Source organism: Candidatus Pantoea rara, assembly GCF_051136265.1.
Lineage (GTDB): Bacteria > Pseudomonadota > Gammaproteobacteria > Enterobacterales > Enterobacteriaceae > Pantoea > Pantoea rara.
In genome coordinates this window covers 2,621,007-2,643,277 of sequence record NZ_CP194942.1, presented here as the reverse complement: position 1 = coordinate 2,643,277, position 22,271 = coordinate 2,621,007, and the positions used below count along the sequence as shown (strand labels likewise).

18 protein-coding genes are annotated in these 22,271 nt (G+C 53.9%); 8 read left to right on the top strand and 10 right to left on the bottom strand.

Translation table 11 applies throughout. The features are described 5' to 3' along the window. Window positions 1-104: 104 nt before the first annotated feature. From ldtD to ACR8BF_RS12600, 3 genes are all read left to right on the top strand, one after another. Window positions 105-1,916, top strand: a complete 1,812-nt coding sequence (ldtD, locus tag ACR8BF_RS12610; protein WP_179896206.1) for a L,D-transpeptidase — start codon at window positions 105-107, stop codon at window positions 1,914-1,916. A gap of 185 nt (window positions 1,917-2,101) precedes the next feature. Continuing rightward, a complete protein-coding gene (locus tag ACR8BF_RS12605) occupies window positions 2,102-2,650 on the top strand; it encodes a YcbK family protein (RefSeq protein ID WP_013357329.1) in 549 nt (182 codons plus the stop codon). Between the two features lie 39 nt (window positions 2,651-2,689). Beyond that, window positions 2,690-3,319 carry an MBL fold metallo-hydrolase gene (locus ACR8BF_RS12600; protein ID WP_434745062.1) on the top strand — a complete coding sequence of 210 codons (630 nt, stop codon included), beginning with the start codon at window positions 2,690-2,692 and terminating at the stop codon, window positions 3,317-3,319. Between the two features lie 64 nt (window positions 3,320-3,383). On the opposite strand, the gene ACR8BF_RS12595 is transcribed toward ACR8BF_RS12600, so the two are convergent. The 4 genes from ACR8BF_RS12595 to pncB form a co-directional block, all read right to left on the bottom strand. Continuing rightward, on the bottom strand, window positions 3,384-4,574 hold the full coding sequence (locus tag ACR8BF_RS12595) for an amino acid aminotransferase (RefSeq protein ID WP_314983473.1): 1,191 nt from the start codon (window positions 4,572-4,574) through the stop codon (window positions 3,384-3,386). Window positions 4,575-4,808: 234 nt separating this feature from the next. Beyond that, complete coding sequence (gene ompF / locus ACR8BF_RS12590; protein ID WP_314983474.1) at window positions 4,809-5,927, bottom strand: porin OmpF; 1,119 nt, start codon at window positions 5,925-5,927, stop codon at window positions 4,809-4,811. A gap of 300 nt (window positions 5,928-6,227) precedes the next feature. Continuing rightward, the gene (gene asnS / locus ACR8BF_RS12585; protein ID WP_434745061.1) at window positions 6,228-7,628 is read right to left on the bottom strand and encodes an asparagine--tRNA ligase; all 1,401 of its coding nucleotides are present in this window, start codon (window positions 7,626-7,628) and stop codon (window positions 6,228-6,230) included. Between the two features lie 156 nt (window positions 7,629-7,784). Beyond that, window positions 7,785-8,990 (bottom strand): nicotinate phosphoribosyltransferase, encoded by a 1,206-nt coding sequence (gene pncB, locus ACR8BF_RS12580; RefSeq protein ID WP_179896200.1) that lies wholly within the window; start codon window positions 8,988-8,990, stop codon window positions 7,785-7,787. A gap of 243 nt (window positions 8,991-9,233) precedes the next feature. Here pncB and pepN point away from each other — a divergent pair, with 243 nt between their 5' ends. Beyond that, window positions 9,234-11,849: an aminopeptidase N gene (gene pepN, locus ACR8BF_RS12575; RefSeq protein ID WP_292990629.1), complete on the top strand. Its 2,616-nt coding sequence runs from the start codon at window positions 9,234-9,236 to the stop codon at window positions 11,847-11,849. A 41-nt stretch (window positions 11,850-11,890) separates the two neighbouring features. Here the strand turns inward: pepN and ssuB are convergent, their stop codons facing one another. From ssuB to ssuE, 5 genes are read right to left on the bottom strand one after another with little or no spacing between them, the layout of a single operon-like run. Then, window positions 11,891-12,679: an aliphatic sulfonates ABC transporter ATP-binding protein gene (gene ssuB / locus ACR8BF_RS12570; protein WP_434745060.1), complete on the bottom strand. Its 789-nt coding sequence runs from the start codon at window positions 12,677-12,679 to the stop codon at window positions 11,891-11,893. Beyond that, window positions 12,676-13,467, bottom strand: coding sequence for an aliphatic sulfonate ABC transporter permease SsuC (gene ssuC, locus ACR8BF_RS12565; RefSeq protein WP_434745059.1), 792 nt, complete (start codon window positions 13,465-13,467; stop codon window positions 12,676-12,678). The genes ssuB and ssuC overlap by 4 nt, the downstream gene beginning before the upstream one ends. A 10-nt stretch (window positions 13,468-13,477) precedes the next feature. Continuing rightward, window positions 13,478-14,626: an FMNH2-dependent alkanesulfonate monooxygenase gene (gene ssuD, locus ACR8BF_RS12560; RefSeq protein WP_179896193.1), complete on the bottom strand. Its 1,149-nt coding sequence runs from the start codon at window positions 14,624-14,626 to the stop codon at window positions 13,478-13,480. Window positions 14,627-14,635: 9 nt separating this feature from the next. Next, window positions 14,636-15,589: a sulfonate ABC transporter substrate-binding protein gene (locus ACR8BF_RS12555; protein WP_434745058.1), complete on the bottom strand. Its 954-nt coding sequence runs from the start codon at window positions 15,587-15,589 to the stop codon at window positions 14,636-14,638. 11 nt (window positions 15,590-15,600) lie between these two features. Next, window positions 15,601-16,152 (bottom strand): NADPH-dependent FMN reductase, encoded by a 552-nt coding sequence (ssuE, locus tag ACR8BF_RS12550; RefSeq protein WP_292991140.1) that lies wholly within the window; start codon window positions 16,150-16,152, stop codon window positions 15,601-15,603. Window positions 16,153-16,902: 750 nt separating this feature from the next. On the opposite strand from ssuE, the gene ACR8BF_RS12545 reads away from it, so the two are divergent. The 4 genes from ACR8BF_RS12545 to ACR8BF_RS12530 all read left to right on the top strand — a co-directional run bounded on the left by ACR8BF_RS12545 (window position 16,903) and on the right by ACR8BF_RS12530 (window position 21,127). Next, window positions 16,903-17,883 (top strand): glycosyltransferase family 2 protein, encoded by a 981-nt coding sequence (locus ACR8BF_RS12545; protein ID WP_434745944.1) that lies wholly within the window; start codon window positions 16,903-16,905, stop codon window positions 17,881-17,883. 101 nt (window positions 17,884-17,984) lie between these two features. Then, complete coding sequence (locus tag ACR8BF_RS12540) at window positions 17,985-19,286, top strand: flippase (RefSeq protein ID WP_179896190.1); 1,302 nt, start codon at window positions 17,985-17,987, stop codon at window positions 19,284-19,286. A 134-nt stretch (window positions 19,287-19,420) separates the two neighbouring features. Next, window positions 19,421-20,431 (top strand): quinone-dependent dihydroorotate dehydrogenase, encoded by a 1,011-nt coding sequence (gene pyrD, locus ACR8BF_RS12535; RefSeq protein ID WP_179896188.1) that lies wholly within the window; start codon window positions 19,421-19,423, stop codon window positions 20,429-20,431. Between the two features lie 153 nt (window positions 20,432-20,584). Beyond that, window positions 20,585-21,127, top strand: coding sequence for a cell division protein ZapC (locus tag ACR8BF_RS12530; RefSeq protein WP_179896187.1), 543 nt, complete (start codon window positions 20,585-20,587; stop codon window positions 21,125-21,127). Window positions 21,128-21,132: 5 nt separating this feature from the next. Here ACR8BF_RS12530 and ACR8BF_RS12525 read toward each other — a convergent pair whose 3' ends face one another. Beyond that, window positions 21,133-22,242, bottom strand: a complete 1,110-nt coding sequence (locus ACR8BF_RS12525) for a YcbX family protein (RefSeq protein WP_434745057.1) — start codon at window positions 22,240-22,242, stop codon at window positions 21,133-21,135. Window positions 22,243-22,271 lie beyond the last annotated feature (29 nt).

Sequence of the window (22,271 nt, the reverse complement as noted above, 5' to 3'; positions counted from 1 at the left end):
CATGAGGCAAATGCCGTTTTTGTTTGTATACTCACACTATGAGTCACGGCGCGATCGCAGCGGATACAGGGAACGCTGCGAAGTTGAAAAACAAGGGGGCAGGGATGTTGCGGTTAAAAAAATTAAATCATCATCGCGTTGTATCATTGTTAGCGCTGGCGCTAACCGTTGTTCCATTTACGCTACCGCAGGCCGCTGTCATCGCCGCTTTGCCTGGAACAACGCAGGCGGCCATCTCCGTATCCGAAAGTCAGCAACGCATCCGGCAGGCTTTTTCCAGTGCCGATCAGCCTTTCTATCTGGGGCCGCTGGCGACACTTTACGCCTCCCGTCATATGCAGCCGCTCTGGCAGGATGCTCAGGCGGTACAGAAGTTTCAGCAGCAGCTGGCTGAGGTGGCGCTTTCTGGCGTCCAGCCACAGTTCACGCGCTGGATAGAGCGTCTGACCAATCCGGCCATTACCGGCTTTGCCAGGGATGTGGCGCTGTCCGATGCGATGCTGGGCTATCTGCAATTTGTGTCGAATGTGCCGACCCAGGGTGAAACCTGGCTCTACAGCAATGTTCCCTACCGGCTGACACAGCCGTCGGTGGCGGTAGTGAATCAGTGGCAGAACGCGGTGAATGCGGGATCGGATGACACCTTTATTGCGTCATTGCAGCCGCAGCACCCGCAGTATCAGCCGATGCACACCGCGTTGAAAACCCTGTTGAGCGATAAGCAGCCCTGGCCGCAGTTGAAAAGCAGTGAAACACTGCGTCCGGGACAGGTCAGTGATGATGTTCCGGCGTTGCGTGAAATTCTGCAGCGCAGCGGCATGCTCACCGCGCAGGTTAACGCGCCTGCCCCGGATGACGATGCGGTGCCGGTGGCGCCCTCGCCGGTGACTCACAGCGATCAGCCGGTCGTGGTCAGTCCTTCTGCCGCGCCAACAGGCGATCTGCCCGCGCCTCCGCTGCAGTCACCGGGTAACGTCCAGAGTCAGACGCTGGACGGGAATAGCGCCAATGTCTATGACGAGACGCTGGTGGCGGGGGTGAAGCGCTTCCAGCAGTGGCAGGGACTGGATGGCGACGGGGCTATTGGTGCCCGGACACGCCAGTGGCTTAACGTCTCGCCACAGATGCGCGCTTCGCTACTGGCGCTGAACATTCAGCGACTGCGCCTGCTGCCGGACGATATGCACAATGGCATTATGGTGAACATCGCCAACTACTCGCTGATTTACTACAACAACGGCAACAAGATCCTCTCATCCAGGGTCATCGTCGGTCGTCCTGACCGTAAAACGCCGTTGATGCGCAGCGCGCTGAACAATGTGGTGCTGAACCCGCCGTGGAATGTGCCAACGACGCTGGTGCGCAAAGATATCATTCCCAAAGTGAAGCAGGACCCGACCTACCTCTACAAGCATGGCTATACCCTGCTGTCGGGCTGGAGTGCTGACGCTGAAGTGATTGATCCTAGCATGATCGACTGGCGCATGATTACCGCCTCATCATTCCCTTATCGCCTGATTCAGGCTCCAGGGGTGGCGAATGCGCTGGGCCGCTATAAATTTAATATGCCAAGCTCCGATGCAATCTACCTGCATGACACGCCAAACCATAACCTGTTCCAGCGTGATATCCGCGCGCTCAGCTCAGGCTGTGTGCGCGTCAATAAAGCGTCTGAACTGGCGGGTCTGTTACTGCAGGATGCGGGCTGGAATGACTCCCGTATTTCCAGCACGCTGAAAGAGGGTGACACCCGTTATGTGCCGATTCGTCATCGTATTCCGGTCAATCTCTATTACCTGACGGCATGGGTCGCAGATGATGGCAAACCGCAGTTCCGTACAGATATTTACAATTATGATGACACCGCGCGTTCGGGGAGTCAGGCACTCAGTCGTGCTGAGCAATTGCTGCTCTAGTGATTGATTTTAAATCGTTAGCGGCATGTCGTTAATTAACAAAAATCTTATCAAATGGCGATTCCTGCGGGGATCGCCTCGCAAACTACGGGCAGATGGGTTGACGCTTCTTTGAGAGAAAGTTATGGTTCGGCCTGTGCGCTTTTTGCACATTTCTATGGCTTCACTCTCAGGTAAATCGTTACATGTCTACTATTGATTCTTTTCGTCGCAAACTACTGCTGTGCGGTAGCGCCGCCGCCGGACTGGCATTATTGCCAGCTTCTGCAAGGGCCTCGCTCTCAACGTCTCGTCCGCGTGTATTGATGCTCAACAATCTTCACACCGGTGAAACCCTTAAAACTGAGTTTTTTAATGGTAAGAGTTACGACAAGGATGAGTTGTCACGATTAAATCACTTTTTCCGCGACTACCGCGCCAATAAAGTGAAAAGCATCGATCCGCACCTGTTTGACCAAATCTTCCGCCTGCAGGCGCTGTTGGGCATGCGTAAACCGATCCAGCTGGTTTCCGGCTACCGTTCACTGGCAACCAACAACATGTTACGTGAGAGCGGTCCCGGTGTGGCAAAGCACAGCTATCACACCAAAGGCCAGGCGATGGATTTTCATATCGAAGGCATTTCATTAGCCAATGTACGCAAAGCGGCGTTATCTCTGCGTGCAGGTGGTGTAGGATATTATCCCCGCAGTAACTTTGTACATATTGATACCGGGCCGATCAGGCACTGGTAACGACACCGGCAACGCTGCGTGAGCCGGTCATGGAGCGTTATGAATTACCACATTATTCCTGTTACCGCGTTTGCCCAGAACTGCTCGGTTATCTGGTGCGAGTCCACTCGTGAAGCCGCGCTGGTCGATCCTGGCGGCGATGCCGATCTGATTAAACAAACGCTGGAACAGCTCAGACTTAAACCTGCTCAGATTCTGCTGACACATGGACATCTTGATCACGTCGGAGCGGCCATCGAACTGGCTAGGTTCTATCAGATTCCGATTGTCGGCCCGCAAAAGCGTGATGCTTTCTGGCTGGAAGCGCTGCCTACCCAGAGCCGGATGTTTGGCCTCGAAGAGTGCGCACCTTTTACTCCCGATCGCTGGCTGGAAGAGGGCGAGAGTGTGCAGGTAGGATTGACCACGCTCGAAGTGCTGCATTGCCCAGGACATTCACCTGGCCATGTGGTTTTCTTTGATCGTCCAGGACGATTACTAATCTCAGGTGACGTGATTTTTAATGGTGGGGTGGGACGTACTGATTTCCCACAGGGCGATCATCAGCAGTTAATGGATGCTATCCGGACGAAATTACTGCCGCTGGGCGATGATGTGACGTTTCTTCCTGGTCACGGCCCGATCTCAACGCTGGGACAGGAACGCATCAGTAACCCTTTCCTGCAATAAACAGTCAGCAATTTTCTGCAATAAAAAATGGGCCCTCAGGCCCATTTTTGTTTTATCGTCTGCGTCACAGCACGGCGACAATCGCTTCGCACAGCGCCGACATATTGTCTGGCGTCATGCCTGCCACATTCACGCGGCCTGAGTTGACGGCATAGACGCCGAACTCTTCACGCAGGCGAATCACCTGGTCTTTGGTTAAGCCACTAAACGAGAACATGCCGTTCTGCTTAATAATAAAGCTGAAGTCACGCTGTGCGCCTTTCTCTGCCAGGGTGTTCACAAACAGCTGACGCATGCGCTGAATGCGCTGACGCATGTCCGACAACTCCTGCTCCCAGATCGTACGTAGCGTCTCGTTGCCCAGAATGGTGGCGACGATGGCCGCACCATGGGCAGGCGGATTGGAGTAGTTCGCGCGAATGGTGTACTTCACCTGGCTGAACGCGGTATCTGCCACGCTGGCTTCCGCCGCCACCACGGTGATTGCACCCACACGCTCGTTATACAGACCAAAGTTCTTGGAGTAAGAGCTGGCGACGATCAGTTCCTGATGCGAGGCGGCAAAAATGCGCAGGCCTTCTGCATCTTCCTCCAGACCGCGTGCAAAGCCCTGGTAGGCGAAGTCAAACAACGGCAGCCAGCCATTGGCCTGTGACAACTGCGCCAGCTGTTGCCACTGCTCAGCGGTTGGGTCGATACCGGTCGGGTTATGGCAGCAGCCATGGAACAGCACCACGTCACCAGGCTGAACCTGCTGCAGTGACGCCAGCATCCCTTCAAAATCGAGCGTATGGTTTGCCGCGTCATAATAGTGGTATTCACAGACTTCAAGACCGGCAGCATTGAACACGTTGTTGTGATTCGGCCAGCTCGGATTGCTGATCCAGACCCGCTTGACAGAGGTTTGTGTGGCGAGGAAATCTGCTGCTACACGTAACGCGCCGGTGCCACCAGGCGTCTGAGCGGTACGGGCGCGGCCTGCCGTGATCAGCGGGCTTTGATTGCCGAACAGCAGCGCCTGTGTGCAACGGGCGAAATCCGCCAGACCATCAATGCTGAGATAGTTTTTCGTGGTTTCGTTTTCCAGCAGGTATTGCTCAGCTTTTTTAACACTGGTCAGTACCGGGGTCTTGCCGGTTTCGTCTTTATAGACGCCGATACCCAGATTGATTTTTTCAGGGCGGTCATCAGCACGAAACAGATCGGCCAGCCCAAGAATAGGATCGGCGGGTGCAGCAGAGATCGATTCAAACATGTGTCAGGTCCATTAGCGTGAACTTAAGCGGAAAGAGCTGTCAGGTTAACGTCCGGCCAGGGAAATGCCAACCGTTTGCGAGACAAATTCATACATTTTGCGGTGGTGATTGCGAGACGAAGGATTGCAGAGGTTAAAGCGGGGTAACAGGGCGGGAAGAAACGCAGTTAATGGGAATAACAGCCATAAAAAAACGGGGCCGAGGCCCCGTTTTTCAACATGTTTTAAGCGGAATCAGAACTGGTAAGTCAGGCCAACACCAACCACGTCGTCTGTGTTCAGAGCCAGTGGGTTGTTGTCATCCAGCTGGTTGATTTTGTAATCAACATAGGTAGACATGTTTTTGTTGAAGTAGTAAGTCGCGCCAACGTCGATGTATTTGTACAGGTCAGCATCGCCGATACCTTCGATATCTTTGCCTTTCTGCTGCACGTATGCAACGGATGGACGCAGACCGAAGTCAAACTGGTACTGAGCAACTAACTCAATAGTCTGGCTCTTGTTTGCATAAGCAGTCGCTGTGTTGGTAGTGTTAGCTACAGGGATGCCGATAACGGTAGAGTTACGGCCTTCACCGTACAGCGCTGCCAGGTAAACGTTGTTCGCATCATATTTCAGCGCGGTTGCCCAGTTCTCAGCACGTTTGCCCTCACCGACTACGTTACCATTAACAGCAACACCCGCTGACTGCAGATCAGTACGATCGCTGTTGCTGTACGCACCAACGATGCCTACACCAATTGGTGAGGTGTATGAAGTTGAGAACGCGTAGCCGTCACCGTTTGAACGACGCACACCATCGGTGTTACCGTCGCGATCGTTTTTGCCCTGATACTGAGCAGCAAAGTCCCAGCCATCAACCAGGCCGAAGAAGTTGGTGTTGCGGTAGGTCAGAACGCCGCCGCTACGACCAGTCAGGAAGTTATCTGAGTTGCCTGAGTCGCCACCAAATACTGGCAGCATATCGGTCCAGCCAATTGCATCGTAAACCAGACCGTAGTTACGGCCGTAGTCGATTGAGCCAGCGTCGCCAAATTTCAGACCGGCAAAGCCCAGACGGGTCTTGTTGTCGTCCTGTGCGTCTGAACCTTCAGAGTTGTTCGCCTGAATGTTGTATTCCCACTGGCCGTAACCGGTCAGCTGGTCATTAATCTGGGTTTCGCCTTTAAAGCCGAAGCGAACATAAGACTCATCGCCATCGCTGCCATCGTTATCAGAGAACTGGTGACGTGCATCGACTTTACCGTACAGGTCCAGTTTGTTGCCGTCTTTATTATAGATTTCTGCAGCGTTTGCTGCGCCAGCTACTAACAGAGCAGGGATAACCACTGCAAGAATATTGCGCTTCATCATTATTCATTACCCTCATTGGAGTTATTTGTACACCTGCCACTGCCGTCAGGAAATCTTTACGGGAACCCTGAACGAAGTTTGGTGTCTTCCTGTGTCTGCACGCATCTTTCCATCCCACCCGCCGTAATTCTAGCGCTTAAATGCTACTAAACTCGTAATCTTGTTTCAGCAGGAAAATTTGTATTACAAAATGTAAAAAATACGGAACTTTGTGAGACAACTCAAAATTTACAAAAATAAAAAAAGGCCGGCAGTGCCGACCTCGTTATATATATGAATTTCTTATATTTAATGTCGAAATCAGAAACTCGCGTTGCGTGGGGTGCGTGGGAAGGGGATAACATCTCTTACATTTTGTACGCCAGTGACATAGGCGATTAAACGTTCAAAGCCCAAACCAAATCCAGAATGTGGCACGGTACCGTAGCGACGCAGATCACGATACCACCAGTAATCTTCTTTATTCAGACCCATCTCTTCGAGTCGTGCATCCAGCACATCCAGACGCTCTTCACGCTGTGAACCACCGATGATCTCACCAATACCAGGCGCCAGAACATCCATCGCTGCTACGGTTTTACCATCGTCGTTCAGGCGCATATAGAACGCTTTGATGTCTTTCGGATAGTTTTTCACCACAACCGGCGCTTTGAAGTGTTTCTCTGCCAGGTAGCGTTCATGCTCAGAGGAGAGGTCAATACCCCACGAGACCGGGTTCTCGAAGGTCTGACCGCAATTCATCAGGATTTCAACCGCGTCGGTGTAGTCGACCTGGGCAAAATCAGTCGTGATGAAACGCTGCAGGCGCTCTACGGCCTCTTTATCCACACGCTCAGCAAAGAAGGCCATATCATCGGCACGCTCTTCCAGCACTGCGTTGAACACATACTTCAGCATCGCTTCTGCCAGTGCGGCGGCATCATCCAGTGACGCAAACGCAATTTCTGGTTCCAGCATCCAGAATTCCGCCAGATGGCGACTGGTGTTGGAGTTCTCTGCGCGGAACGTCGGACCAAAGGTGTAAATCTTCGACAGGGCGCTGGCATAGGTTTCGCCGTTCAGCTGTCCGGAAACGGTCAGGAAGGCCTCTTTACCAAAGAAATCTTCACTGAAGTCAACTTTGCCCTGGTCGTTACGCGGCAGGTTTTCCAGATCCAGCGTCGAGACACGGAACATTTCGCCAGCACCTTCGGTATCGGAGGCGGTAATCAGCGGGGTGGAAACCCAGAAATAGCCATTTTCATGGAAGAAGCGATGCAGCGCCTGCGCCAGGGTATGGCGAACGCGGGCAACCGCGCCGATCAGGTTGGTGCGTGGACGCAGGTGAGCCACTTCACGCAGATACTCAATACTGTGGCGTTTCGCCGCCATCGGGTAGCTGTCGGGATCTTCGACCCAGCCCACGACTTCCAGACTGGTCGCCTGAATCTCAAACGCCTGGCCCTGACCCGGCGATGCTACCACTTTACCAGTGACAATAACGGAACAGCCCGTGGTCAGACGAAGCACTTCATCCTGATAATTATTCAGAGAATTATTGACGACAGCCTGAACGGGATTAAAGCAGGAGCCGTCATAGACAGCGATGAAGGAAAGACCGGCTTTGGAATCTCTTCGGGTACGCACCCAACCTCGTACGGTGACTTCACTGTCAACCGCGACGCGACCGTGCAGTACGTCCGCTACAGGCACTACGCTCATAAATATCTCTCTATATAGAAGAAGTGAGTTAAAAGTTGCCCCATCCGGGGTTTTGCTATGTTACTTGCGAGTCTTCAGGAAACAAGCAAAATTCAGGGGGAAGGCAGATTTATTACAGCAGAGGCGGGGCGCATCAACGCCCCGATAAGAAGAGGATTAACTCGCTTTTTTCACCAGCGGCAAATCAAAGGCTTTCCGCAGGGCTCTGACAAAGGCTTTATCCTGGCAGATAGTTTTGCCGGGGCTATCCGAGAGTTTTGCCACCGGCTTGCCATTACACTGCACCAGCTTGATCACGATGTTCAGTGGCGTCACGCCCGGAATGTCGCAGGTCAGACGGGTACCAATGCCGAACACGACATTCGTCCTCTGGCCAAAGTGGCGATAGAGCGCCAGGGCTTTGTCAAGATTCAGGTTGTCAGAAAAGACCAGGTGTTTGCTTTGTGGATCGATATCCAGCTTCTGATAGTGAGCCAGCGCTTTCTCGCCCCACTCAACCGGATCGCCCGAGTCGTGGCGCAGTCCCTGGTAGCGGCGGGCAAACACCGGACCGAAATCGCGCAGGAACGCATCCATGGCGATGCAATCGGTCAGCGCGATGCCGAGCTGATCGTCATACTCGTCCAGCCAGGCCTGCAGCGCAGCGCGCTGGCTGTTGGCGAGGACCGGACTGATCTGCTGGAAGGCCTGGAACCACTCATGCGCCTGGGTACCCACCGGCGTCAGAGACAGACGTCGCGCCAGATCATAGTTACTGGTACCAATCAGCCATGGGAAATCCTGTTTCAGCGTTGAGACGATCGACTGCTGCACATCCTGTGAATAGCGACGGCGGGTGCCGAAATCCATCAGGCGGAAGCGTGACATATCAAGGTCAGCCACCTGCGTTTTAAAGTCGCCAAGTTTCTGATGTAAATGGTCAACAGCCTGCTGGGTGGTGACCTGCGGCGTACGATGACGATGGACAATCTCGCTAATCAGCGCCAGCAGCGGCACCTCCCACATGATGACTTCACGCCACGGCCCCTGAATACGGATATCCAGCTTGCCGTGGTGATTGCGCACCTCAACCTGATCCGGATTATAGCGGAACTGGCGTAACCAGCTGAGGTAATCCTGCTGGAAGAAGGGAAGGTGAGACAGCCAGGTCGCTTCATCATCAGTCAGCGCCAGGTGTTGCATTGCGGTTATCGCGTCACGAATTTCGTCAGCGTAGAGACCCAGCAGTTCGTCGCCGCGGCAGCGAAACTCCGCCGCCACCGTTATGTCATGATAACGGTGGAAAACGGCCTGCTGCATATGGAGCTTATAGGCATCCGTATCCAGCAGCGAGGTCAGTATCGGGGAAGCATGTCCTGTCATGGCGCGTTTCAGCATCCTGTTCGGTGGCGCAGAGCCCGGTGTTGTACACAGTCATAAAGACGCGAAAGTATAATTCACTATCTGAACCCGATCACAGCATATTTCAGTCGGGTGGGTCGAGGCCAATCTGTGCCTTTGTTAACAAACTGTAGCCATTTCACCCTTTAGGTGCATTGTGCGTGGCAAGCTTGTTGTAACAAGCTTAGACTTTGCCGGTAAACTTATAACAACGCGAGACGCAATATGACGCAACAGCCCCAAATCAAGTATCGCCACGACTACCGTGCCCCCGATTACACCATCACCGATATCGATTTAACCTTTGAACTGGATGCGTCGACCACCCGTGTCACGGCTATCAGTCAGGTTAAACGGCTGGGCGACAGCCAGGCTGAGCTGCGACTGGACGGCGAAGCGTTAACGCTGATTACGCTGGAGGTCGACGGGCAACCCTGGACGGCCTACCGTGAAGAAGAAGGCGCACTGGTGATCAGCCAGCTTCCGGACAGCTTCACCCTGAAAATCATTAATGATATTCACCCGGATCAGAACACTGCGCTGGAAGGGCTGTACAAATCGGGCGAGGCGCTCTGCACCCAATGTGAGGCTGAAGGCTTCCGTCATATTACCTGGTACCTCGATCGCCCGGACGTCCTGGCGCGTTTTACCACGACCATTTATGCCGACGGTGAGCGCTATCCGTTCCTGCTCTCCAACGGTAACCGCATTGACAGCGGCCGGGATGAGCAGGGTCGCAGTTGGGTGAAGTGGGAAGATCCGTTCCCAAAACCCTGCTATCTGTTTGCGCTGGTGGCGGGCGATTTCGACGTGCTGCGCGACAGCTTCACCACCCGTTCAGGCCGTGCTGTGGCGCTGGAGATCTTCGTCGATCGCGGAAACCTCGACCGTGCCGACTGGGCGATGACCTCGCTGAAAAACAGCATGAAGTGGGATGAAGAGCGTTTCGGCCTGGAATATGACCTCGACATCTTTATGATCGTGGCGGTGGACTTCTTCAACATGGGCGCGATGGAGAACAAAGGCCTTAATGTCTTCAACGCCAAATATGTGCTGGCGAAAGCGGAAACGGCGACCGACAAAGATTACCTCGGCATTGAAGCCGTCATCGGCCACGAATATTTCCACAACTGGACCGGTAACCGCGTGACCTGTCGCGACTGGTTCCAGCTCAGCCTGAAAGAGGGACTGACGGTGTTCCGCGATCAGGAGTTCAGCTCCGATCTGGGTTCACGTGCGGTGAACCGCATTGATAATGTGCGCATCGTGCGCGGTGCGCAGTTCGCCGAAGATGCCAGTCCGATGGCACACCCGATCCGTCCGGATCAGGTCATCGAGATGAACAACTTCTACACTCTGACCGTGTATGAAAAAGGATCAGAAGTGATCCGTATGATGCACACCCTGCTGGGTGAAGAGAATTTCCAGAAGGGCATGAAGCTCTACTTTGATCGCCACGACGGCAGCGCCGCGACCTGTGACGATTTTGTGCAGGCAATGGAAGATGCCTCAAATGTCGATCTGTCGCAGTTCCGCCGCTGGTACAGCCAGTCCGGTACGCCGGTACTGACGGTTCGCGACGATTACAATCCGGAGCTGGAGCAGTACACGCTGCACGTCACGCAACACACACCAGCCACGGCCGATCAGAAAGAGAAGCTGCCACTGCATATCCCTCTGGATATTGAGCTCTATGACGGCGAAGGCAAGGTGATCCCGCTCCAGAACAACGGCCATCCGGTGCATCATGTGCTGAATGTCACCGAGGAGTTCCAGACCTTTATCTTCGATAATGTCTACTTCCAGCCGGTGCCGTCGCTGCTGCGTGAATTTTCTGCCCCGGTGAAGCTCGACTACAAATGGAGTGACGCGCAGCTTACCTTCCTGATGCGGCATGCACGCAACGATTTCTCCCGCTGGGATGCAGCTCAGAGCCTGCTGGCGACATACATCCGTCTGAACGTCGCACGCTATCAGCAGGGCCAGCATCTGTCGCTGCCACTGCATGTCGCCGACGCCTTCCGCGCGGTGCTGCTTGACACCGACTGCGATCCGGCTCTGACTGCGCTGATTCTGACGCTGCCGTCAGAAAATGAGATTGCCGAGCTGTTTGATGTTATTGATCCGCAGGCGATTGCACTGGTACGCGACGCACTGCAACGCACGCTGGCACGCGAACTGGCTGATGAGTTTTTTGCAATCTATAACGCCAATCAGCAGCGTGAATATCGCGTGGAGCATGATGCGATTGGTCAGCGCAGCCTGAAAAATATCTGCCTGACCTATCTCGCCTTCAGCGATGCACAGCTGGCGGACAAACTGGTACAGACGCAGTATCACCAGGCAACCAATATGACGGATGCGCTGGCAGCACTTTCCGCTGCTGTCGCGGCACAGTTACCGTGCCGTGATGCGCTGCTGGCGGCCTACGATGAGCGCTGGCATCAGGATGGTCTGGTGATGGACAAATGGTTTGTGCTGCAGGCCACCAGTCCGGCTGCCAACGTGATGCGCAATGTACGTCGGCTTCTGACTCATCGCTCCTTCACCATGAGTAACCCAAACCGCGTGCGCTCGCTGGTGGGGGCTTTTGCCTCGGCTAACCCGGCTGCGTTCCATGCTCAGGATGGTAGTGGTTACAAGTTCCTGGTGGAGATGCTCACTGACCTCAATACCCGGAATCCGCAGGTTGCGGCAAGAATGGTAGAGCCGCTGATTCGTCTGAAACGTTACGACGAAGGCCGTCAGGCGATGATGCGCCAGGCGCTGGAACAACTGCTGGAGCTGGATAAGCTCTCAGGCGATCTCTACGAGAAAATCACTAAGGCGCTGAGCGCCTGATAAGCATAAGGCGGAGCGTCTGAGACGGCCTCCGCCTTTTTTCAGCGCTGCTGCGCGTAACGAACCGGCTGCGGTCGTTCCGTGCGCTGCATCACCCGATCCAGGACTTCCGCTTCCAGCTCTGCCAGCCGCGCCGATCCCCGACGCCGTGGACGCGGCAAATCCACCAGCAGATCCAGGCCGATCTCACCCTCCTCGATCAACAACACGCGATCCGCCATAGCCACCGCTTCACTGACATCATGCGTGACCAGCAACACGGTAAAGTGATGCTGCTGCCACAGTGACTCAATCAATCCCTGCATTTCAATGCGGGTCAGGGCATCCAGCGCCCCCAGCGGTTCATCCAGCAACAGTAAACCGGGCCGATGGATCAGCGCCCTGGCCAGCGCCACGCGCTGTTTCTGGCCGCCAGAGAGTGCGGCCGGCCACTCATTGGCCCGATCGGCCAGTCCTACCGCCGCCAGGGCATCCATTGCCGCACTGCGCCATTCGCGCCCACGCAGGCCCAGACCGACGTTATCGATCACTTTTTTCCACGGCAGCAGTCGCGCATCCTGAAACATCAGCCGGGTATCTTCGCGCGCCGACTGCAGTGGGGCATTGCCTGCCAGCAGTTCACCGCTGGTACTCTGTTCAAGTCCGGCAAGCAGACGCAGCAGGGTGCTTTTGCCACAACCGCTGCGACCCACTACCGCCACAAACTGACCGGAAGGAATATGCAGGTCGATCTTATTGAGAATGGTGCGACTGCCGTACTGTTTACTGACGCCGTTAACGCCAACCGGGGTGCCGGTGTTAAGGCGGGCCGGTGAGAAAGTCTGGCTCATGCGTTCTCCTCCTTCAGTTGATAAGCGGGATGCCAGCGCAGCCAGACACGTTCCAGTAATAACGCGGCGACATCCGCCAGTTTGCCGAGCAGGGCGTAAAGAATGATGGCGACGACGACCACATCGGTCTGCAGAAATTCACGCGCATTCATCGCCAGATAACCAATGCCAGAACTGGCGGAGATGGTCTCGGCGACAATCAGCGTCAGCCACATCAGACCCAGCGCAAAACGCACGCCGACCATGATATTGGGCAGCGCACCGGGCAGGATCACCTGGATAAACAGACTCCAGCCGGAGAGGCCATAACTGCGCGCCATCTCAACCAGCCCGCGATCAATGTTGCGAATGCCGTGATAGGTGTTCAGGTAGATCGGGAACAGCGTGCCCAGCGCCACCAGAAAGATTTTGGCTGACTCATCAATGCCGAACCAGAGGATCACCAGCGGGATCAGCGCCAGATGCGGTACATTACGCAGCATCTGAAGCGAGGTATCCAGCAACCGCTCACCGGTTTTTGAGGTGCCAGTGATTAAGCCCAGTAACAGGCCGATCGAACCGCCGATACTGAAGCCAGTCAGCGCCCGCCAGCTGCTGATCGCAAGGTGCTGCCAGAGTTCACCACTGGCGGTCAGCTGCCAGAAGGTGGTCACAATTTTCTCCGGCGCGGGCAGAATGCGGTTCGATAACCAGCCGGTCTGCGAGGCAATCTGCCACACCACGACAAGCAGCGCCGGCAGCAGCCATGGCAGCAACGTATCAGCAAGGTGTTTTCGGGTTCTGGCCATCTTGCTCTCCTCAGCCCCGGGCGACTTTTTTCTCAGGGGTGAAATCATTGGCGACCGCTTCACCATGCGCCTGAACCACGCGCGGCTGTGGCACCAGGGGAACCTGCAGATCCAGATGCGGGAACAGCAGTTCGCCGACGCGATACGCCTCTTCCAGATGCGGATAACCCGACAGGATAAAGGTCTCGATGCCCAGCGCTTCATACTCTCTGATACGTGCGGCGACAGTCGGACCATCGCCGACCAGCGCTGTACCGGCTCCGCTACGCACCAGGCCCACGCCTGCCCACAGGTTCGGGCTGATTTCGAGCTTGTCGCGGCGACCACCGTGAAGTGCGGCCATACGGCGCTGGCCCACAGAATCTGCCCGCTGGAACGCTGCCTGCGCTTTCGCGATAGTGGCGTCATCGACATTGGCAATCAGCCGGTCGGCGGCCTGCCATGCCTCTTCATTCGTTTCACGCACAATGACGTGCAGACGGATGCCGAAGCGCACGGTGCGTCCCTGAGCGGCGGCTTTCGCGCGCACCTGCTCAATTTTCTCTTTGACCTGTTCAGGCGGCTCACCCCAGGTGAGATAAACGTCGACCTGTTCGGCCGCCAGCTCCTGAGCCGGTTCAGAAGAGCCACCGAACCAGAGTGGAGGACGAGGCTGCTGCACCGGTTTAAACATCAGACGCGCGCCGCGAACCTTCACGTGCTTGCCTTCATAATCGACGGTTTCGCCTTCCAGCACCCGACGCCAGATGCGGGTGAACTCGGCAGATTCTGCGTAACGTTCACGGTGATCCAGGAACACACCGTCGCCCGCCAGCTCTTCCGGATCGCCGCCGGTCACCAGATTGAACAGCGCGCGACCATTGGAAAGGCGATCCAGCGTGGCCGCCTGACGTGCCGCCTGAGTCGGTGAAATCACGCCGGGACGCAGCGCTACCAGGAAGCGCAGGCGTTGAGTCACCGGAATCAGCGAGGCGGCAACCAGCCAGGCATCTTCGCAGGAGCGTCCGGTGGGGATCAGTACGCCACCGAAGCCGAGACGGTCAGCGGCCTGTGCAACCTGTTGCAGATAGGCGTGATCAACCGGTCGCGCCCCTTCGGCTGTACCAAGATAGTGGCCGTCGCCATGCGTCGGCAGGAACCAGAAAATGGATACGCTCATTGCTACTCCTTATTGCGTTACGGTATGAGGTTGCCAGATGCGATCCTGAATGGTCACTTTGACTGGCAGCAGATGATTGGCATAGAACAGGTCAGCAGTGCGCTGCTGAGCAGCTGCCGTTTCGGCACTGACCGGCGAAATTCGGGTTGGTGGTCGATGGCTGAGATAGCTGGCGATAACCGGCTCAGGCAGGCCCATCGCCTGCGCCAGAAGCGTAATGCTCTGCTGACGCTGGCTGATAGTCAGCGCGTCGGCTGTGCTGAAAGTGTCGAGCACCTGCTGGATAAACGTGCCATGGGCTTCGGCATAGCTGCGGGTCGCTAAATAGAACGAGCCGGTCAGATTCAGTGCGCTGCCATCAATCAGCAGGCGCGAATTACCCTGAAGCAGTACCGAGGAATAGTAGGGGTCCCAGATTGCCCATGCATCAACGTCACCCTGCTGGAAGGCGGCACGCGCATCCGCGGGCGTCAGATAGACCGGCGTGATGTCTTTAAAAGTCAGACCCGCCTGCTGTAAGGCCCGCAGCAGTAAGTTGTGAGAGCTGGAGCCTTTCTGGAAAGCGACTTTCTTGCCTTTCAGATCCGCTACCTTTTTCAGAGGGCTGCTTTTCGGCACCAGAATCACCTCTGCTTCGGGTTTAGGCGGCTCCGAGCCGACATAAAGCAGATCCGCGCCAGCGGCCTGAGCAAACAGCGGCGGAAGGTCACCGGTACTGCCCAGGTCGATACTGTGTATATTCAGCGCCTCCAGCATTTGCGGGCCAGCCGGGAACTCGATCCACTTAATCTGAGTATGGGGAAAACGCTTCTCCAGTAACTGATGTGACTTTGCCAGCACCATGCTCACGGAACCCTTCTGATAGCCGATACGGATCTCGGGCGGATCCGATTCGGCGGCCTGAACCTGAAGACCAACCAGTAAAAGTCCTGCCACCAGCCACTTTCCAAATATTTGCTTCATCGAACTCTTCCTTATACCGCTTGTGCAACGGGGTGATGGTGACGGGTCAGTGCCAGCCAGAAAGCAGCGACGGCTTCGTCCAGACGCTGTGACAGGGAATCCTGTAAGAGAGGCTGACGGTCGTAATGAGTAATCTGGCTGTCTTCGGCATAAACGCCATGCAGGATCTCCTGCGCTTTCAGGGCGTTAAGAACTGGCTTCAGGGCGTAGTCCAATGCCAGCATGTGACCGGCGCTGCCGCCGCTGGCCAGTGGCAGCACGACTTTGTGCTCAAGAGCGCGCTCTGGCAGCAGATCGAGCAGGGTCTTCAGCGCGCCTGAAAACGACGCTTTATAAATAGGTGTCGCCACGATAAGGCCATCAGCCGAGGCCAGGTCTTCACGCAGGGCCAGGAGTGCAGGCGCATCAAAACGCGCATTGATCAGGTCGTCAGGTTGAAAGTTGTGAATATTCCAGGGAATGACTTCAATGCCTCGTGCCTCCAGCTTGTGCTGACATAGCGTCAGCAATGAGGTGGAGCGGGAGGGAAATCGTGGGCTGCCTGCCAGCGTAATAACTCGCATCATCACTCCTTATAACTAAAAGTTATTGATTATCTAATCTTGAGAACTAATTCCTTCATACTGTCAGAGCAGGGGAGTGGGCTTAAATGATTTATCCGGCAAAGTAAGGGTGAAAACTGCAAATAGAAGCCGCAGCGGAAGAAGGGAACCTGGCTGCTTCCGAAAATTCTTAAATTAGGGTTTCGCAGCAGAACAATTCATTAAGGGCTGTAATACGAGATCGTCAGATTTGGGGGAGCGGGGAGAACAATTTCCATTCGTCTTATTGCTTAATCAATCTTCCTGAGAATGGCGCAGCCTTAAAGCGAAACGGCTGACGTAGCAGCGCGTCAAAGCGCCATAGAATCAGCTTGTCTGCGGCGGAATCTGCCAGTAATTAGGATTAATTGCAGAAGGCAAACTGTAATAAAAATGAAGTAATAGTGACGTTGTTCACCGTTACAGATGTTTTCTTACACATTCCGGAATCTGGTTACGTCTCCTTAGCCGGGCTAATTTAAATCGATCATCAACGGTTTTAACATTAACGCGGTCTATAGATGCACTTTGATTAACAGTGATTCTCAAATGAAACGTTAAGATAATTTTTACGACTGGTCTTTTTTCGCATTACCGGTTTAAGATAATCAGGCTAAATGAAAGCCATCATAATATTAGCGCTTCACTCTTTTCGACGCTTCGCCTCTGGTCAGGACCTGCATCTGGCGGGTGACTCGTATTGTCTTTTTTTCTAATAGCAGAGAATTGTCTATGTCTGACACTTTATTATCAGTGATTATTCCAACTTACAATGTTGAAAAATATATTGTGGAGTGCGTCGATTCATTATTACGTCAGGTTAAATCGCCCAATGAAATACTCATTGTGAATGATGGTTCCACCGATGGAACATTAGCCTTACTTGAACAGAATTATGCGCATCTTTCTCAGGTGAAAATAATTACCACTGAAAATGGTGGTGCCGGTCATGCACGAGATGTGGGTATTGCGCAGGCGCAGGGCCAGTTTCTCTTTTTCTGTGACCCGGACGACGTCGTAGTTGATGGGCTGGTGGCTGAACTGGCCATGGTGGCGGAAAAGTACCCTGAAACGGACCTGTTCTGTTTTAAATCATGTGTTTACCGCGATGGTCAGATTGACATCACATCGCCAAAAGTCAGACATGAACTCTTTGGCCAGCAAAAATCACAGGAAGTCTGGTTAGGCCTGCTGCGCAACGGCAGCTATACGTCGGCGGCCTGGAGCTATGTCGTCAGCAAACGCGTTATTGAGCAGCATAAATTACGCTTTGTTAAACGCGTTCATGAAGACCATAATTTTACGCTTTCCTGTTTTATGAAAAGTCAGCAGGCCTGGGTCAGTCGTCAGATCTATTATAAACAGCGTATTCGCAACGGCTCACTGACAAACAGTACCAAAAGTAATGAGTTTTTCCATCAGCGCTATGATGCTTTTATGCACGCCTACAATACATTAACCGGTTCTATGGTTAAATCAGCATGGCGCGACACACTGGAAAAAGCCTACTTAGTCCACTCTTTTCGTCTGATGATCTATTTATCACTCTATAACCGTACCGCTGTGCCGGAATATGTGCTTAATGCTATTCGCTTTATGGGGCGTAATGTAAAAAAAGAAAGCTTTAAAGAATGGTTATTATTTAATCGCCCTGAACTGTTTATTGCGCTGCAGCATTACAAGGTTAAAAAAGAGCTGAAAAACGCGGCCTGATTCTGAAAAACAGCCTGATTCTGAAAAATGTGTAGTGATATTGTTTATGCCTTAGCGAAATGAGAAGGTGAGACATGCAATGTGTATAAGGTTGTTGCGTCATGGCAAAAGTTCTTGATAAAAGTCTGATTATTAATATTTTCTCGCTGCTGGCATACCGCGGCGCATCGTTTTTGTTCCCGCTGGCTACGTTGCCCTACCTTGCCCGAGTGCTGGGCGTAGAGCAGATGGGTACGCTGGCGCTGGCGATCGCCTGTGTGCTCTATTGCAGTACCATCTCCGACTGGGGATTCAATGTTTTTACCACCAAAGATATTGCTCACCATCGTGATGACAAAGAGCGCGTCAGTCAGCTGTTCTGGTCAACATTTAACGCCAAGCTGATGCTGCTGGTGGTGACCAGCGGCACACTGCTGACAGCGACCTGGTTCAATCCCGCCTGGCATCCGTTGTTCTTTATTATCCTGGCGAACTGCACCACGCTGATAGGCTCGTTGTTTTCATTCGGCTGGCTGATGCAGGGCTTTGAGAAGTTGGGTAAGACGGCGATGATTGCCACGTTCGGAAACTTCTGTGCGATTCCACTGACCTTTTTGCTGGTGAAATCCCCGCAGGATACCTGGCTGGCGGCGCTGATCCCGGGTACTGTCTCCATCATCAGCGCGGCGATTACGCTGAAGTTCGTGCTGGAGATGAAGGTCATTGGCCGCTACCGTTTTGAACCGCGTGAAATCAAACAGCGCATTACCGACAGCATGGATGTGTTTATCGCCATCGCGGGTGCCAATCTATTTAACAGCGTTAACGTCGTGATCCTTGCCTCCTTTACTTCCACCTATATGGTCGGGATCTATAATGGTGCGGATCGTCTGCGTAAAGCGGCTAACTCAGTGCCAGAACAGATTGGCAGTGCCTTCTTCCCACGCGTCAGTCACCTGTTTGGTCGGGATAAACGTGCTGCGATTGCGGCGACGCGTAAAAGCCTGCTGCTGTCGTTTTCCCTGAGTCTGTCAATTGTAATCTTCACGTGGTTCTTTGCTGACCTGGTGGTTTCAATCCTGCTGGGTAAAGACTTTATTCCGTCGGCGGATGTGCTGCGTGTGTTTGTACTCTGTTTCCTGTTTGGCAACATTGCCTATCCGGCTGGATTGCAGATTCTGATCCCACATGGTTTAGCGCGTCAGCGTATGTGGGTGATGATGGCCGCGGGTGTGATTAACGTACCGCTGTGCTGTTTCCTGGCGTGGAAGTTTGGCGCAATCGGTGCCGCATGGTCGATGGTTGGTGCTGAAGCGTTTGTTTGCATTGGTATTTTTGGCATCATGCAGCGTCACGGCATCCTGCGTGATTACCTGTTTCCATCCCGGGTAGAAAATCATCCCGTAAACGATTCCGCAGCGTAAGATCAAAGCATTTTCAGTTAACTTTACGCATCCCCGCAGTTCGATTTACTTTTGCGCCAGAGCACTTTACCATTCTGGCGCACATTTTCCCGTGCACCGACTTCCACGATCGCTTCCGTCCTTCAGGAGAGTGCATGTTTTATCCTATCGTCCGACCGGCGCTGTTTAAACTCGACCCCGAACGCGCACACGAACTCACCTTTCAGCAACTGCGTTTTATGAATGGCACCCCACTGGAGATGTTTTATCGCCAGAATCTGCCGTCGCGTCCGGTCACCTGTATGGGACTGACCTTTAAGAATGCCCTTGGCCTGGCTGCGGGTCTGGATAAGAACGCAGAGTGCATTGATGCGTTTGCGGCGATGGGCTTTGGTTTTGTTGAAGTCGGCACCGTCACGCCGCGCGCTCAGTCAGGAAACGATAAGCCGCGCATGTTTCGTCTGGTGGAAGCGGGCGGAATTATCAATCGGATGGGATTTAATAATCTGGGTGTTGATCACCTGGTTGAGAACGTGAAGAAAGCGCGTTTTAACGGCGTGCTCGGGATCAATATCGGAAAAAATAAAGATACACCAGTCGAGCAGGGCAAAGATGATTATCTGATCTGCATGGAGAAGGTCTATGCCCACGCCGGTTATATTGCCATCAATATTTCTTCACCTAATACCCCCGGTTTGCGTTCGCTGCAATATGGTGAGGCGCTGGATGATCTGCTCTCTTCGATCAAACTGAAACAAAAAGAGCTGGAACAGCGTCATCTTAAATATGTTCCGCTGGCCGTAAAAATTGCGCCCGATCTCTCTGAAGAAGAGTTAATTCAGGTCGCAGATAGTTTAATTCGCCATCAAATTGATGGCGTCATTGCCAGTAATACTACGCTTGATCGTTCGCTGGTGAGCGGTCTTAAGCATGCTGAAGAAGTGGGTGGATTAAGTGGCCGGCCAGTGCAGTCTCGCAGCACGGCGGTTATCCAGCGCCTTTCTCAGGAACTGCAGGGGCGCCTGCCCATTATTGGCGTTGGCGGCATCGATTCTCTGACGGCAGCGCGTGAAAAAATCGCCGCAGGGGCAACACTGGTTCAGATTTATTCAGGCTTTATTTATCAGGGACCAGGATTAATTAAAGATATCGTCACGCATCTCTAAGACAATTCTCACAATGATTGGCCGGGGGGTTTATTTATCCCCTCGGCTCGTTTATATTTTGTCCTGTTACACGCTTTTTCAGCTTTTCCTTATGTTTCTTTTTTCGCTGAATTCTGCGTGATTTTTGGCGAGGTGGTAAATACAGGGCACACGATGAACATTAAACCCGATGATAACTGGCGTTGGTATTTTGACAGCAGCCACGACCGAATGATGCTCGACCTGGCAGACGGTATGCTTTTTCGTTCCCGTTATAATCGCAAAATGCTCACGCCGGATGCTTTTACTGAATCGGGTTTTTGTGTCGACGATGCGGCCCTTTATTACACCTTTGAAGAGACCTGCCGTCATTGCAAACTCAGTGGCAGCCAGCGTGCTGAACTGGTGTTAAACGCGCTGATTGCTGCCCGCTTCCTCAAGCCCCTGATGCCGAAAAGCTGGCATTTCACCTCGTATGCCCCGTCGATGCAGCCCCGTCCTGGCGAAATGGTACAGGTGACGCTGGCCGAAGAGGGAACGCTGGCACGTCTGCTGGTGGTTGAGAGTGGTGATAATGCGGCGCTCTGCCTGCTGGCGCAGCCAGGATTAACGCTGGCCGGAAAAAACATGGTGCTCGGCGATGCCATCAAGGTGATGAACGATCGCCTGCAGCCCTGGCATCAGGACGTCGCGCCGCGTTACGCCCGCGCCGTCTGATCACGTCAGTTCAGCTCGATATCGCCTGCCGGAATACAGCTACAGCTTAGCAGTGTGCCGTCCTGACGCAGGGCACTCTGTTTCAGTGCCTTCACTTCACCCGCAACCAGATTAAGCTTGCAGCTGCCACACAGACCTGCCCGACAGGAGTAAGGAATGCGGAAGCCCTGCATCTCCAGCTGATCCAGTAACACCTGCTGATTATCTCCGGTAAACGTCTCACCCTGAAACGTGATGTTCACAGCGTCAGGGGTCTGCTGCACGGGTTTCAACGTTTCGACCACTGCACCAGCACCATAGTGGCGCGGTGCATGACGTTTCAGGACAACCATTTCATCCCCGGTTCTCACCACGCCACTGTTACGCGCCACCAGGTTAAGACCGAAATCGATATCACCACTGCCATCCTGGGCGGTGCGGAAAGTCTGCAGCGTCGCCAGCGGATGACCGGTGGGATGCTTAATGCCGGTCTCAGTGCTGACCGTAGTGAGCACGCAGCGACTGCATGGCTTAGGCACCTCAAATATCACGTCGCCAATCTGAATCTCCGCCCAGCTATCTTCATCCCATGCTGGAGCACCACTGACGACCAGATTCGGACGAAACTGTTCGGCCCGGACGCTGGACGGGCAGCGCTGTTGCAGATCATGCAGCGATGCGTTGTTGATCAGCAAAAATGGAAAGCCATCGGCGAAGCTCAGCGGAATATGATCAAACTTTTTGACGCGGCGGCTGGGTTGCGGCCCGACCCAGCGCAGCTGAACGTCACGCGGGAAGAACTGGCTCAGCCATTGATTAATCGCAAGCGGCGCTATACGCGCGGTAAAATGATTGCCCCAGACTTCAGTAGGGTGATCCTGCTCATCGAAATCGCTGAAGCGGATCAGTGACTGACTGCCATCCGGGGCCGCCAGCAGCAGGCCATCCGGCAGAATAGCAGGCGTGAAGCGCACCATCTCCGGGTATTGCCGGGCGGTAATAAAGGTGCCATCAGGTTCGGTCACCATGAAAAGACGATCAAACGCCAGTCCGCTGTCAGTGGCCAGCGCGTGTGACAAGGCTAATCCCCGCATCGACTTCACAGGATGAATAAATAAGCGGGAAAGCGTGATCATGGTGTTCTCCTTGAACCCGACGCGCGACA